The organism is Salipiger bermudensis HTCC2601, assembly GCF_000153725.1.
Taxonomy (GTDB): domain Bacteria; phylum Pseudomonadota; class Alphaproteobacteria; order Rhodobacterales; family Rhodobacteraceae; genus Salipiger; species Salipiger bermudensis.
In genome coordinates, this window is the sequence record NZ_DS022276.1 from 2,005,213 (window position 1) to 2,019,933 (window position 14,721).

At 66.7% G+C, this 14,721-nt stretch carries 12 protein-coding genes; 2 read left to right on the plus strand and 10 right to left on the minus strand.

Going from position 1 to position 14,721, the window contains the following annotated elements:
• Positions 1–16 precede the first annotated feature (16 nt).
• The 3 genes from tkt to R2601_RS09585 are packed head-to-tail and all read right to left on the minus strand — an operon-like array spanning position 17 to position 3,915.
• On the minus strand, positions 17–2,002 hold the full coding sequence (gene tkt, locus R2601_RS09575) for a transketolase (RefSeq protein WP_007797188.1): 1,986 nt from the start codon (positions 2,000–2,002) through the stop codon (positions 17–19).
• Between the two features lie 13 nt (positions 2,003–2,015).
• Positions 2,016–2,888 (minus strand): phosphoribulokinase, encoded by an 873-nt coding sequence (locus R2601_RS09580; RefSeq protein WP_007797191.1) that lies wholly within the window; start codon positions 2,886–2,888, stop codon positions 2,016–2,018.
• 19 nt (positions 2,889–2,907) lie between these two features.
• Positions 2,908–3,915, minus strand: coding sequence for a class 1 fructose-bisphosphatase (locus tag R2601_RS09585; RefSeq protein WP_007797193.1), 1,008 nt, complete (start codon positions 3,913–3,915; stop codon positions 2,908–2,910).
• A 100-nt stretch (positions 3,916–4,015) separates the two neighbouring features.
• Here R2601_RS09585 and cbbR point away from each other — a divergent pair, with 100 nt between their 5' ends.
• Entirely contained in the window at positions 4,016–4,951 is a 936-nt protein-coding gene (gene cbbR / locus R2601_RS09590; RefSeq protein ID WP_040544559.1) for a LysR family regulator CbbR, read from the plus strand.
• A gap of 68 nt (positions 4,952–5,019) precedes the next feature.
• Here the strand turns inward: cbbR and R2601_RS09595 are convergent, their stop codons facing one another.
• From R2601_RS09595 to R2601_RS09610, 4 genes are all read right to left on the minus strand, one after another.
• On the minus strand, positions 5,020–6,333 hold the full coding sequence (locus tag R2601_RS09595; protein ID WP_007797200.1) for a TRAP transporter large permease: 1,314 nt from the start codon (positions 6,331–6,333) through the stop codon (positions 5,020–5,022).
• 1 nt (position 6,334) lies between these two features.
• Complete coding sequence (locus tag R2601_RS09600; RefSeq protein ID WP_007797202.1) at positions 6,335–6,865, minus strand: TRAP transporter small permease; 531 nt, start codon at positions 6,863–6,865, stop codon at positions 6,335–6,337.
• Positions 6,866–7,019: 154 nt separating this feature from the next.
• Entirely contained in the window at positions 7,020–7,991 is a 972-nt protein-coding gene (locus R2601_RS09605; protein ID WP_007797205.1) for a TRAP transporter substrate-binding protein, read from the minus strand.
• Between the two features lie 44 nt (positions 7,992–8,035).
• Positions 8,036–9,277, minus strand: a complete 1,242-nt coding sequence (locus R2601_RS09610; protein ID WP_007797206.1) for an NAD(P)/FAD-dependent oxidoreductase — start codon at positions 9,275–9,277, stop codon at positions 8,036–8,038.
• A gap of 167 nt (positions 9,278–9,444) precedes the next feature.
• Here R2601_RS09610 and R2601_RS09615 point away from each other — a divergent pair, with 167 nt between their 5' ends.
• Positions 9,445–10,140: a fumarylacetoacetate hydrolase family protein gene (locus R2601_RS09615; protein ID WP_007797209.1), complete on the plus strand. Its 696-nt coding sequence runs from the start codon at positions 9,445–9,447 to the stop codon at positions 10,138–10,140.
• Positions 10,141–10,158: 18 nt separating this feature from the next.
• Here the strand turns inward: R2601_RS09615 and rhaD are convergent, their stop codons facing one another.
• From rhaD to R2601_RS09630, 3 genes are all read right to left on the minus strand, one after another.
• Positions 10,159–11,001 (minus strand): rhamnulose-1-phosphate aldolase, encoded by an 843-nt coding sequence (rhaD, locus tag R2601_RS09620; protein ID WP_007797211.1) that lies wholly within the window; start codon positions 10,999–11,001, stop codon positions 10,159–10,161.
• A 5-nt stretch (positions 11,002–11,006) separates the two neighbouring features.
• Positions 11,007–12,254, minus strand: a complete 1,248-nt coding sequence (locus R2601_RS09625; protein WP_007797215.1) for an L-rhamnose isomerase — start codon at positions 12,252–12,254, stop codon at positions 11,007–11,009.
• Between the two features lie 254 nt (positions 12,255–12,508).
• Positions 12,509–14,611 (minus strand): bifunctional rhamnulose-1-phosphate aldolase/short-chain dehydrogenase, encoded by a 2,103-nt coding sequence (locus R2601_RS09630; protein ID WP_007797217.1) that lies wholly within the window; start codon positions 14,609–14,611, stop codon positions 12,509–12,511.
• Positions 14,612–14,721 lie beyond the last annotated feature (110 nt).

A 14,721-nucleotide genomic window follows, 5' to 3' on the forward strand; every position in this document is an offset into this window, starting at 1 on the left:
GATGTCCCTTTGTCTTTTATTTCAGGTCTTTGGCGAGGCCGGCGACGGCCTCTGCGGTGATGCCGAAATGGCGGTAGAGCTCACTTGCCGGGGCCGAGGCGCCAAAGCCGGTCATGCCGACGAAGCCGTCCTCGGGGCGCAGCATCAGGTCCCAGCCCTGCCGGATCGCGGCCTCTATGCCGATGCGCGGGGCCTCTCCCAGCACCGCGGCGCGGGTCTCGGGCCGCGCTTCGGCAAAGAGCTCGAAACACGGGGCCGAGATCACGGCGGCCCGAATGCCCTCGGCCTCCAGCAGATCGGCGGCGTCGAGCGCGATCTCGACCTCGGAGCCGGTGGCGATCAGCGTCACGTCGCGCTTGCCCGGGTCGCGGAGCACGTAGGCGCCGCTGGCGGTGAGGTTGGCGTCGGTGTGGCGGGTACGTACCGTGGGCAGGCCCTGACGCGACAGCGCCAGCGTGCTCGGGCGACGGGTCTCGGTCATGGCGATCTGCCAGGCCTCGGCGGTTTCGACCGCGTCGGCGGGGCGGAAGACGAGGTGGTTGGGCATGGCGCGCAGCGAGGCGATGGTCTCGACCGGCTGATGCGTCGGGCCATCCTCGCCGAGGCCGATGCTGTCATGGGTCATGACGTAGACCACCGGCACGCCCATCAGCGACGACAGCCGCATCGCGGGCCGGCAATAATCGGCGAAGGCGAGAAAGGTGCCGCCATAGGGCTTGAGCCCGCCATGCAGCGCGAGGCCGTTCATCGCCGCCGCCATGCCATGCTCGCGGATGCCGTAATGAATGTAGCTGCCGGCATAGTCGCCCGGTTTGACGGGGCCCTGGCCCTTGGTCCTGGTGTTGTTCGAGCCGGTGAGGTCGGCGGAGCCGCCCACGGTGTTGGGCAGGGTGCCGTTGACCACCTCGAGCGCCATCTCGCTGGCCTTGCGGGTCGCAAGTTTGGGGGCGTCGGACGAGAGCCGGTGCTTGTAGGCGCAGATCGCCGCCTCGAGTGCCGCCTTGTCCGCCGGGCCATGGGCGGCGCGGAAGGCGTCGGCGTTGGGGCTGTCGAAGAGGCGGCGGCTCCATGCGGCACGGGATGAGGCACCGCGCGCGGCCACGGCGCGCCAGCCGTCGCGCACCTCGGCGGGGATCTCGAACGGCGCATGGGGCCAGCCGAGCGCCTCGCGGGTGGCGGCGATCTCGTCGGGCCCAAGCGGCGAGCCGTGCACGCTGTGGCTGCCCTGCATGGTGGGCGCGCCGTAGCCGATGATCGTCTTGCAGGCGATCATCGAGGGGCGCGGGTCGCTGCGGGCCGTCTCGATGGCGGCGGCGACCGCCTCCTTGTCATGGCCATCGACGGAGACAACGTGCCATCCGGCGGCCGCGAAGCGCGCCGTCTGGTCAGTGGAGGTCGAGAGGTCGGTGCCCCCGTCGATGGTGATCCCGTTGTCGTCCCAGAGGACGATCAGGCGGGAGAGGGTCAGGTGTCCGGCGAGGTCGATGGCCTCGTGGCTGATGCCTTCCATCAGGCAGCCGTCGCCGGCGATGACATAGGTGAAATGATCGACCAGATCAGAGCCGAACCGGGCATTCATCATGCGCTCGGCCAGCGCCATGCCCACCGCGGTCGAGATGCCCTGACCGAGCGGGCCGGTGGTGGTCTCGATGCCCTTGGCATGGCCGTATTCCGGGTGCCCGGCGGTGCGGCTGCCAAGCTGGCGGAAACGCTTGAGCTGCTCGATGGGCATGTCGTCATAGCCCAGCAGGTGGTTGATCGCGTAGACCAGCATCGAGCCGTGCCCGGCGCTCATCACAAAGCGGTCGCGGTCGGGCCAGCTGTGGTCCCTGGGATCGACGGTCATGAAGCGGTTGAACAGCACGGTGGCCACGTCGGCCATGCCCATCGGCGCACCGGGATGGCCCGAGTTCGCCGCCTGCACCGCGTCCATCGCGAGGGCACGGATGGCGTTGGCCATGAGGTCTTCGGTGGTGGTCGGGATCGCTTGCTGAATGGTCATCGGACGGGCTCCTTCAGGCACGCTTGGATTCATGGACGAGGCGCTGGACCATCGGGGTGAAGATCAGCTGCATGGCGAGATCCATCTTGCCACCCGGGATGACGATCGAGTTGGCCCGGCTCATCCACGAGTTCTGGATCATCGAGGTCAGGTAGGGGAAATCGATCCCCCTCGGGTTCTTGAAGCGGATCACCACGAGGCTCTCGTCGGCGGTGGGGATCCAGCGGGCGATGAACGGGTCGGACGTATCGACCACCGGCACGCGCTGGAAGTTCACATCCGTTTCGACGAATTGCGGGCAGATGCAGTGCACGTAGGCGTGCATCCGGCGCAGGATGGTGTCGGTCACCGCCTCGGTGGTGTAGCCGCGGCTGGCCTTGTCGCGGTGGATCTTCTGGATCCATTCGAGATTGATCACCGGCACCACGCCGATCTTGAGATCGGCCAGCGCCGAGAGATTTACCTCGTCGTTCTTCACCGCGCCGTGCAGGCCCTCGTAGAACAGCAGGTCGCTGCCGTCGGCAAACGGCTTCCAGTCGGTGAAATGGCCCGGCGGTGTGCCGTGGCGCTCGGCTTCTTTCTCGTCGTGGATGTAGTGGCGGGTGCGGCCGCTGCCGGTCTCGCCATAGGTGCGGAAGATGCTTTCGAGTTCGCCGAGCTCGTTGGCGTCATAGGAGAAATGCGAGAAGGTCTCGTCCCCCGCGGCCTTGCGGCTCTCGAGCTCGGCCTTCATGTCGGCGCGGTTGTAGCGGTGGAAGGCGTCGCCCTCGATCGACACCGCGCTGATGCCCTCGCGGCGGAAGATCTGGTCGAAGGTCGCCTTGACCGTGGTGGTGCCGGCGCCCGAGGAGCCGGTGACCGAGATGATGGGATGCTTCTTGCTCATGGAACTTTCCTGACGGGTCTCAGACGCGGAACAGGCCGCGGTGACCGAAGAGGGCGGAGACTTCCTGCTCGGGCAGGTCGTGATAGGCGGTGACGCGGTCGACCTTGGTGGTCGAGCCGAAGACGAAAGGCGTGCGGGCGTGAAGGCTCGCGGGCACCTTGTCGAGGATGCGGGTGGTGGCGTCGGTGGCGCGGCCCTGCGCTTGCTCGATCAGCATCGCGATGGGGGCGCATTCGTAGACCATGCGCAGCCGGCCATCGGCATAGCCCGGGCGGTCATCGCGGGGGTAGAGGAACAGCCCGCCGCGCACGAGGATGCGGTGGGTTTCGGCCACAAGCGAGGCGATCCAGCGCATGTTGAAGTTCTTGGCGCGCGGCCCCTCACTGCCGGCGAGGCAGTCGTCGATATAGGCGCGCACGGGCCTTGCCCAGTGGCGGTAATTCGAGGCGTTGATCGCGAATTCGGCGCTTTCCTCGGGAATGGTCAGCCGGCTGTTGACCAGGGTGAAGAGCCCGGTCTCGAGGTCGAGCACGTAGTCCTGCACACCGTCGCCGAAGGTCACCACCATCATGCATTGCGGGCCGTAGATGATGTAGCCCGCTGCGATCTGCTCGTGGCCCGGGCGCAGGAAGCTGGGCTCGCCCGCGTCGCCGGCCTCGCGGATCGAGAAGATCGTGCCGATCGAGACGTTGGTCTCGATGTTGGACGAGCCGTCGAGCGGGTCGATCGCCAGCGCCAGGCGGCCGGCGGGGTCGAGCTCGATGACGCGGTCCTGCTCTTCCGAGGCGTACCAGCGGATGCCGGTCCCGCGCAGGGCGGCGGCAAAGGCGGTATCGGCCATGACGTCGAGCGCCTTCTGCTCGTCACCATCGGCATTGTCGCCCACGGCGGCGGCCAGCTGGCCGGCGAGTGGGCCGCGGGCGATGTGCCGGGCGAGATCGCGGCCGACCCGGCCGATGGCCTCCATGGCGGGGCGCAGACGGGCCGGGATTGGCGCATCGGCGGAATAGGGGTTGCGGTCGGTCATCAAGGCCTCCTCCTCCTCGACGGGTGACTGAGACTTGATCTTCCCGATTGGGGCTTGTTAGAAAATTTAAAACTTCTGATCTTGTTTTAGGAAAACTTGAATGCGCAGATTGGCCTCGCTGACCTTCAAACAGCTCCGCGCCTTGGAAGCCGTTGATCGGACAGGCTCAATTTCCCGCGCGGCGGAGGAGCTGGGGCTCAGCGCCCCGGCGGTTCACAGCCAGCTCAAGGCGCTGGAGCAGACCTTTGGCTGTGCCATGCTGTCGCGGGACGGGGCCGGCCCGTTCGCCGCAACCCCCGAAGGCGAGGCGCTCTTGCTGGCCCATGAGCGGGCCGATGCGGGGTTCCGGCTCGCCCTGCGCCGAATCGATGCCCTTCAGAAGGGCATGGCCGGGACGGTGGTCCTGGGCGTGGTCTCGACGGGGAAGTATTTCGCGCCGGCCATCGTGGCGCGACTGCGCAAGGCCTGCCCGGAGATCGAGGTGCTGCTTCAGATCGGCAACCGCGACGCCATCATCGGCGCGTTGCAGGACGGGGCGCTCGACCTGGCGATCATGGGCCGCCCCCCGCGCGAGCCGGTGCTCGATGCGCTGTCGCTCGGGGATCACCCGCATGTGCTGATCGCGCCGCCGGATCATCCGCTGGTGGGCGCGGCCGAGATCACCCCGGACGACCTCCTGCGGGAGACCATCCTGATGCGCGAGCAGGGGTCAGGCACACGCATCCTGGCCACGCGCTTTCTCGACCGGATCGGCGAGGGCAAGACCTATGAACGGGCCGAGATGGGCACCAACGAGACCATCAAGCAGGCGGTGATCGCCGGGTTGGGGGTGGCGCTGATCTCGTATCACACGGTGGTGGAGGAGCTGCGCAGCGGACGGCTGGTGACGCTGGACCTGCCGGGGCTGCCGATCATGCGGCACTGGTTCCTGCTGCATCCGGCAGAGACGCCGCTCAGCGGGGCGGCGCGCACGGTCTGGCAGTTCATCGCGACCGAGAAGGACAGCTTCCTGCCGCACTGGCCGCCTGAGGGATGAGCCCCAAGATTTTTCGTACGAAAAATCTTGGGGGCAAGAATTTTAGCTAAAATTCTTGGGCGCGCCGTTCAGCCGGCGGGTCCTTTGCGGATGTTGTCCGGCAGCCAGGTGGCCAGCTCGGGGAAGGCGATCAGCACGAAGACCATCACCACCATGATCAGGAACATCGGGATCGCCGCCTTGGCGATGAAGTTCATCTCGTGCCCGGTCATGCCCTGCAGCACGAAGAGGTTGAAACCGATCGGCGGGGTGATCTGCGCCATCTCGACCACCACGACGATGAAGATGCCGAACCAGATGATGTCGATGCCCTGCGCCCGGATCATCGGCTCGACCACGGCCATGGTCAGCACCACCGACGAGATCCCGTCGAGGAACATGCCGAGGATGATGTAGAACACGAGGAGCGCCATCAGCAGCTCGAAGCGCGACAGCTCCCAGCTGGCGATCAGGTCGGCAAGGCCGCGCGGGATGCCGGTGAAGCCCATCGACAGCGACAGGAACGAGGCCCCGGCGAGGATCAGCGCGATCATCGCCGAGGTGCGCACCGCGCCCATCAGGCTCTCGCTGAAGCTCGACCAGCTCAGCGAGCCTTGCGTTGCGGCGAGGATCAGCGAGCCGATGACGCCGAAGGCGGCGGCCTCCGTGGCGGTGGCGATGCCCATATACATGGAGCCGATCACCACCAAGATGAGGCAGATCACCGGGATCAGGAAGCGCGAGTTCTTGAGCTTCTCCATGACGCTCATCTTCGGCTCGGGGTCGGGATTGAAGCCCTTCGAGACGAAGGACATCACCGCCACGTAGCCCATGAACATCAGCGCCAGCACGAGCCCGGGGAAGACGCCCGCCATGAAGAGCTTGGTGACGCTCTCGTTGATCGTGACGCCGTAGACGATGAGCGTCAGCGAGGGCGGGATCATCAGCCCCAGCGTGGCCGCGCCGGCCAGCGTGCCGATCACCATGGTCTCGGGGTAGTTGCGTTTGCGCAGTTCGGGGATCGACATCTTGCCCACCGTGGTCAGCGTCGCCGCCGACGAGCCCGAGACCGCGGCAAAGACGGTGCAACCGACGATGTTGGTGTGCACGAGCCCGCCCGGAAGGCGCGCCATCCAGGGGCTTAGGCCGCGGAACATGTCCTCGGACAATCGCGTCCGATACAGGATCTCGCCCATCCAGATGAACAGCGGCAGCGCGGTGAGTGTCCAGCTCGAGGACGAGGCCCAGACCTTGGTGATCATGGCGTCGCCCGCGGGCCGCGAGGTGAAGAGCTCCATGCCGACATAGGCCACGCCCATGAGCGCGAGGCCAACCCAGACCCCGGAGCCCAGAAGCAGGAACAGCACGAAGAGGAAGATGGCGATGGGGATCATCTGCTCCATGTCACTCTCCCTGGCTCTGATCGACGAGGTCGGTGGTGATGCCGTGCGATCCGGTGAAAATCAGCCGCACGAGGTGATCCCAGAAGGCGATGGCCAGCAGCACCGTGCCGATCGACATCGAGAGCTGCGGGATCCAGATCGGGGTGGCGTCGAGTCCCTGGCTGAGCTCGTTCCAGCGGTGCGAGATCTGGTTGCCTCGGATGGCGTACCACGCGAACCAAGTCGAGATCGCGGTGCCGATGCCGAAGCACCAGAGCTCTCCCCACCAGCGGAACCGCCCGAGTGCGGTGAGGAACAGCGACACCCGGATATGGGCGCCGTGGTTCAGCGCGTAGGCGAAGGCGAAGAACGACGCCGCCGCCATGCAGTAGCCGGCATAGGAGGTGGCGCCGGGAAACACCTGCCCGGTCCAGCGCGCCAGCATCTGCAGCACGATGATCGAGAGGATCGCGATCAGGAAGAGCGAGGCGATGACGCCCCCGATGAAATAGAGCGTGTCGAGTATGCGCCTGAGCGCCTTCGCGGCGGCCATGTCCTGTCCCTCACTGTTGGTCCTGGCACTTTTTGTCCTGCCGGGGCAGGGGTGCGCCTTGTCTTGTCGGGATGGCCCCGGGGCAGGGGCCGGAAAGCACAGGCCCGCGCCGTGGCGGGCCTGTGATCTATGCGGTGCTGTCGCGCCGGGGCGCTTACTCGCCCTTGTAGGCGTTGACGATGGCCTGACCGTCTTCGCCGGCCGCCTCGAGCCAGTCATCGGTCATGGTGGCGCCAAGCTCCTGCAGCTGGCCCATCAGGTGTTCGGAGGCCCGCTCGACCGTCATGCCGTTCTTCTTCAGCTCTTCCAGCGTGAAGCTGGTGTAGTCCTTCGACTTGGCGAGGCCGTCGGCAGCGGCGGTGGTGGCACAGTCCTCCATTACCGCCTTGGACTCGTCCGGCAGATCATTCCACGCGTCGAGGTTCACGAAGACCGCGTTGCGCGGCAGCCATGCGTCGACCTCGTAGAAATGCGACAGGTGCTCCCAGACGCCGCGGTCATAGCCGGTGGCCCCCGAGGAGATGAAGCTCTCGGCCACGCCTGTGGCCAGCGCCTGGCTCAGCTCCGCGGCCTCGACCTGCACCGGCAGCATGCCGGTCAGCTCGGCCATGCGCGCGGTCGCGGTGGAGTAGGAGCGGAACTTCACGCCCTTGAGGTCCTCAATGTCCTCGATCGCCATGTTGGTGTAGAGGCCCTGCGGCGGCCACGGCACCGAGTAGAGGTAATGCAGGTTGTCTTCTTCCAGCGCCGAGGCGACGTAGGGCGACGCGATCTCCCAGAGCGCTTCGTGATCGTCGAAGGAGGACACGAGGAAGGGGATCGAGTCGACGCCGTAGAGCGCGTTCTCGTTCTGGTGCGCCGAGAGCAGGCGCTCGCCGATATTGGCCTGGCCCGTCATCACCGCGCGCTTGATCTCGGCACCGCCGAACAGCGAGCCCGACGGGTGGGTGACGATCTCGAGATCGCCGCCGGTGCCCTCGGTCACGCAGGAGGCGAAGGCCGCGCCGACCTCGGAATGGAAGTTGGTGGCCGCGTAGGCCATCGGCATGTCCCACTTCTCGGCCTGTGCCGCGGCGCCGATCCCGGCCAGCGCGGTGGCGGCGAGCAATGTGTTGATGGTCTTCATTTTCAGACTCCCTGCTGTTTGTGTTCTAATGTTTTTATGTCTCTTCAGTGAAACCGATCCGGGGCGTAGGGCGCAAGGTTGATGTTCGGGGTATGGCCCGAGATCAACTGCGAGAGGAGGCGTCCGGTCTTGGGACCGCCTGTCAAACCGACATGATCGTGGCCGAATCCCATGTAAGCGCCCCCCACGACAGGGGATTCCCCGATCATCGGCAGGGAATCGGACATCGAGGGGCGGTGCCCCATCCATTCCACGGTCTTTTTCCAGGTGAGCCCCGGGATGGCGGCGCGGATCTGCTTTTCGAGCAGCGCGAAGGGTGCGCGCGACGGCGGCAGGTCGAGCCCGCCAAGCTCGACGATGCCGGCGAGCCGCAGCCGGCCGTCCATCGGGGTCGCGACGAACTTGCCCGAGGCGATCATCACCGGCGAGCGCGGCATCACCGAGGGCTCGTAGAGCTCGAGATGGTAGCCGCGCTCGGACTCGAGCGGGGGTTTGACGCCGAGCTTGGCGGCGAGCGGGCCGGACCAGACGCCGGTGGTCAGCACCGCTGCGTCGCAGGCGATGGTCTCGCCCCCGATCCGCACGCCGCTGACCACGCCCTTCTCTCGGGCGATGTCGCTCACCTCGCCAATGACCAGCCGGCCACCCTGCGCCTGCACGTGGGCCGCGAGATCCTTGACGTACTGGCCGGGATCACTGATGCGGCCGTGATCGGGGAAGCGGGCGGCGCAAGTCATCTGCGGGCCCCAGATCGGGTCATAGTCCCGGAACGCCTGATCCTCGAGCAGCTCCCACTCGAAGCCGTTTTCCTTGCGCACCGAGAAGCCGAAAGAGTCGGCCTCGTAGTCGGCGCGGGTGTTGTAGATGAAGACGTAATCGCCGGGCACGACCCACTTCTCGGCCCCGGTGCCGGTGGCGAGGGCAAGGTGATCCGACAGGCTGTCGCCGATGATCGAAGTCGCCGCCGCGGCCCGCCTGCGGGCGCTGTCGGCATTGGCATGACGCATGTATTTCATCAGCCACGGTGCCAGCTTGGGCAGGTAGGACCATTTCATGAAGAGCGGCTGGTTGGGATCGAGCAGCATCCTCGGCGCCTTGGTCCAGAGCCCGGGCCCCGGCACCGGCATCACCGAGCAGGAGGCCAGCACGCCGCCATTGCCGTGGCTGGTGCCCTCTCCGGGGCCGGCCTTGTCGATCAGGATCACGTCATGCCCGTCACGCTGCAGCCAGATCGCGGTCGAGACCCCCACGATGCCGGCGCCGATCACTGCCACTGTCTTCTTCATCTTGCACCTTTCTACACGGCGCGTCGCCCGCCGCCGCCCTTTCCTGTTGCCGGGATCAAGCGCCGCTTCGCCTTGCCTGTCAATCTGGAGGGCCGGGGAAAGGGGCTGGTATCGGGGGCAGCTCCGGGCGTAAGCCTCAAGAGACAGCACGAGACACGGGAGTTCGCATGAGCTTTGTCATCCCCCCGATGGAGACGCCCTCCATCGCCATCGCCGGCAGCGAAGACCGCTTCCCGGTCCGCCGCATCTTCTGCGTCGGGCGCAACTACGCCGCCCATGCCCGCGAGATGGGGCGCGACCCGGACCGCGAGCCGCCGTTCTTCTTTACCAAGCCCGCCGATGCGGTGGTGGGTGACGGCGCGACCATTTCCTATCCGCCGCAGACCGAGAACCTGCATTACGAGGCCGAACTGGTGGTCGCCATCGGCGCCGGCGGGCGCGAGATCCCGGCCGACCGGGCGCTCGAGCATGTCTGGGGGTACGCGGTGGGCAACGACCTCACCCGCCGCGACATGCAGAACGCCGCCAAGGAGCTGCGCCGTCCGTGGGATCTCTCGAAGGGCTTCGACCGTTCGGCGGTGATCGGGCCGCTGGTCTCGGCCAGCGAGATCGGCCACCCCTCCGAGGGGCGCATCAGCCTGTCAGTGAATGGCACGGTGAAGCAGGATGGCGATCTGTCCGAGATGATCTGGCCGGTCGCGGACGTGGTGGCCTTCCTGTCGGAAAGCGTCGAGCTGGCCCCGGGCGATCTGATCATGACCGGCACGCCGGCCGGTGTTGGCGCGCTGGTGCCGGGCGACAGCTGTGTCGTCACCATCGAAGGGGTGGGCGAGATCACCACAGTGATCGGCTCGCGCGACTAGGCGCGGGCCGCAGGCGCGTCAGTCGTCGAGCAGCACCGGCGGCGCGACCAGAAGCGTGGCGAACTTCTCGGTAAGCTGGCGCAGCATGTCGGTCGAGATCGCCTGCTTCGCGCCGCCCGCCGAGAGCACCTTGCGGTGGATCGCTGCCGCCTTCTCGACGGTCTCGACAAGCGCGAAGATCTTGTCGGGGTTTTCCTCGGAGGCGAAGATGCCGTGGTGGCTCCACGAGATCACCCGGCTGTGCTCGAGCTCGACCGACGAGGCCTGCGCGATCTCGACCGTGCCGGGCAGCAGCAGCGGCACCACGCGCACGCCATCGGGGAAGATGACGATGCATTCGGGCATTTTCTCCCAGAGCACGCGGGTCAGCCGCCTGGTGTCGAGCGGCTCGAGGAAACTCAACGCGACGAATTCCGGCGGGTGGCAATGCAGGATCATCCGCTCACGCCCGTCCGAGACGCGCTTGCGGATGGCGTGGGCCACAAGGTGGGTGGCAAACTCCGAGGTGGGCTTGGCACCCGACGAGAAGCCCCAGCATTTCTGCCAGGCGGTGCCGCCTTCGGTGATGCGCACGATGCCGAACACCTGGTTCGGTTTTTCCAGCGCGTGGCGGAAGAACTGCCCCGAGCCGGTGACGAGGAAGTACTCCCCGTCCAGTTCAGGCTCGTCGATCGGCATCGGCACCGGCTCTCCGGGGGCGAGCTCGGGATAGTGGCGGGTCAGGATGGCCTCGATCTCCTCCCGCGGCAGCCGCCACGAGAAATTGCCGCCATTGGCCTCGTTCCAGCCCATCTTCCAGCACAGATGCGCCAGCGGAGCGGCTTCCTTGACGAAGGAAATCGGATGCGTGAACGGTGCCATGGTCTCTATCCTCGCGAGGCGACAGACGCCTGGTAGGCGTCGAGATCGGAGATGAGCGGCGCGCCCGAGGGCACGCCCATGCGGTCGCAGAACTCGGCCCAGACTGCGCCGAAGGGCATGTCCTTCATCTCTTCGGTAAGCATCAGCCGTGTGGTGAAGTCGAGCGAGGTCTCGGCCGCCTTGAGCCGCGCCTGCGGCATCAGCATCGACTCGAGCAGCGCCTTTTGCATGTTGCGCACTCCGATCACCCAGGCGGCGGTGCGGCTGATCGTGGCGTCGAAGAAATCGAGCCCGATATGAGTGCGCCCGAGCAGGTCGCCGAAGACCAGCTCCTGCGCCATGGCGCGGATGCTGTCGTCGAGCAGGATGACGTGGTCGCTGTCCCAGCGCATCGGACGGCTGACATGCAGCAGGATCTCATCGACCGACAGCGCCACCGCGCTGAGCTTGTCGGCGATGTTTTCGGTCGGGTGGAAGTGCCCCATGTCGAGGCAAAGCAGGGTGTCGCGCCGGATCGCGTAGCCCATGTAGAACTCGTGGCTGCCCACGGTCATCGCCTCGACGCCGATGCCGAAGAGCTTCGATTCCACCGCGTCCAGCATCTCGGCCTTATTGAGCGTCTCGGCGCACATGGCGTCGAGCGAGGTCTCGAGCCGCTTGCGCGCGCCCATGCGGTCGACGGGATTGTCCTTGGAGCCGTCGGGCACCCAGATGTTGTTGACGCAGGCGCTGCCCTGCGCGCGCCCGAAGGCCGCCGCGATCTCGCGGCTGCGCTTGCCGTGCTCGATCCAGAAGTCGCGGATGCCCTGATCGGGGTGGCTGAGGGTCAGGTTGTCGTCGGCCTTTTCGTGGGCAAAGAAGGTCGGATTGAAATCCAGCCCGACGCCCTGGTCGCCGGCCCAGTCGATCCACGGCTGGAAGTGCTTCACCTCGATCTCGTCACGGTCTGGCGACTCGTCGGTGTCCATGTAGCAGGCATGCAGGTTGAGCCGGTGGCGGCCGGGGATCTTCGCGTAGGCGAACTCCAGATCGGCGCGCAGCTCGTCGGGGGTGCGGGCGCGGCCGGGGTGGTTGCCGGTGGCCTGAATGCCGCCGCCGGAGCTGCCGTGGCGGGTTTCGAAGCCGACCACGTCGTCGCCCTGCCAGCAATGCACCGAGATCGGGATCGTGGACAGCGTCGCAAGCGCGGCCTCGGTATCGACATCCCAAGCGGCAAAGGCCTCGCGGGCCATCTCGTAGCTCTTGGTGGTCATGGCGGGTCTCCTTATCAGGGGGCGGGGTGCGGCTGGCATCCCGGCAGGGCAGGCGCGCGCGCAGTCATCTGCGGCGTCCGGCCTGCGACGGTGTCATTGGGAAGATGGGGGTGGCGCGCCGGCGGCATCGCGGAGCGACGCCGCAAGGTGTCGGCCGCGCGCCGGGAACCGGGTCCGTGAGTGGTGGTCTTGTGGGAACATGCCGCATGGTCTCCTCCGGGCGGCGGGTGGGGCGGGCCGAGGCCCGCCCGCGCTCAGCGTGTGAACGCCTCCTTGTTGCCGGCATCGACGTTCAGAATGTTGCCGGTGGATTTCGCCGACAGGTCAGAGGCAAGGAAATACGCCGCCTCGGCGATGTCCTCGGGCAGCACCGAGCGCTTCAGCATCGAGCGGTTGCGGTACATCTCTTCGAGGCCTTCCTTGTCGGTGCCATAGGTCGAGGCGCGCTGTTCGAGCCATTCGCCCTCCCAGATCTTCGAGCCGCGCAGAACCGCGTCGGGATTGACCACGTTGACCCGGATGCCGGCCTCGGCACCTTCCAGCGCGAGGCAGCGGGCAAGATGGATCTCGGAGGCCTTGGCGGTGCAGTAGGCCGAGGCGTTGGGCGAGGCCGCGAGGCCGTTCTTCGAGGCGACGAAGACGATGGCGCCGCCGAGTCCCTGCGCGCGCATCAGCTTGAATGCCTCGCGCGAGACGAGGAAGTAGCCGGTGGACAGGATGTCCATGTTCTTGGACCAGAGCGCCAGCGAGGTCTCCTCGACCGGAGCCGAGGAGGCGATGCCGGCGTTCGACACGAGGATGTCGAGCCCGCCGAATTCGACCGCGGTCTCGTCATGGGCGGCGGCCACGGCGTTCTCGTCAGTGACGTTCATCAGCACCGTGCGCACCACGTCCTTGCCGTGGCGCTGGGCGAGCCCGTCCCGGGCGGCCTTGAGGTTCTCGGCGCTGATATCGGCAAGCATCACGCAGGCGCCCTCGGCGAGGTAGCGCTCGGCGGTCGCCGCCCCGATGCCGCCGGCACCGCCGGTGACCAGCGCCACCCGGCCCGCGAGGCTCTTGGGCTTGGGCATGCGCTGCAGCTTGGCCTCCTCGAGCAGCCAGTACTCGATGTCGAAGGCCTCCTGCTCGGGCAGGCCGCAATATTCGCTGACCGCCGACGCACCGCGCATCACGTTGATCGCGTTGGTGTAGAACTCGCCCGAGATCCGCGCCGTGGCCTTGTCCTTGGCGAAGGTGATCATGCCGACGCCGGGCACGAGGTAGACCACCGCGTTGGGGTCGCGGATCGCCGGGCTGTCGTCATGCTTGCAGCGCTCGTAATAAGCGGCGTAGTCCTCGCGATAGGCGGCGATCTGCGCCTCGAGCCCCTCGAGCACGGCATCGACGTTGTTCTGCGCCGGGTCGAACTCCACCACCAGCGGGCGGATCTTGGTGCGCAGGAAGTGGTCCGGGCAGGAGGTGCCAAGCGCCGCCAGCGCGCGCATGTCCTTGCCGTTGACGAACTCGAGCACCGCATCGCTGTCATCGAAATGGCCGACCATGTGCTGCTTGCCCGAGACGAAGCCGCGGATCGCCGGCATCAGCCGGGCGGCCACAGCGCGCCGGGCCTCGGGGGCGAGGCTTTCGTGCACCGCGCCGCCAAAGGCCGGCACATCGCGGGTCTTGTCGTCGAAATAGGCGATGGCCTTGTTGATGATCTCGAGCGTCAGAAGGTAGCAGTCCTTGGCGTCGTCGGCCCAGGTGAAGAGCCCGTGGCTTTCGAGCACGACGCCCTTGGCCTCGGGGTTCTCGAGGCAGAACGTCTCAAGCCAGAGCCCCAGCTCGTAGCCCGGCTTCTTCCATGGCAGCCAGCCGATCTCGTCGCCGAAGATCTCCTGCGTCAGGGCCTTGCTGTCCTTGGCGGCGGCAATGGCGATGATCGCGTCGGGATGCATGTGGTCGACATGCTTGCGCGGCACGTAGGCGTGCAGCGGCGTGTCGATCGAGGCGGCGCGCGGGTTCAGGTTGAAGGTGCAATGCGGCAGGTAGCCGACCATCTCGTCCTCGAACGCGACACCGCGATATTTGCCCTTCAGGGCGCGCAGCTTGTCCATGTAGAGCGTGGCGAAGCCATCCATCTTGATCGAGCCGACATCACCGCCCGATCCCTTGACCCAGAGCACCTCGACCTCCTCGCCGGTCAGCGGGTCGGTCTCGATCACCTTGGCGGAGGTGTTGCCGCCGCCGTAGTTGGTGATGCGCTTGTCCGAGCCCAGCAGATTGGAGCGATAGAGCAGCTTTTCGGGCTCCGACATCGACGCGGCGCGCGAGTCGTCCCACAGGGTTTCGAGCCGCGGGGCGGCGGTCGTCTTGAGCATGGCTTCCTCCCATTGGCGCGGCGCGCCCGATTCAATCTTGCTCAAAACCTGCGCCCCGCGGGCAGCTCTGTCAATCATAAACAATCACGTTCAATCATTCTGCGCCGCAG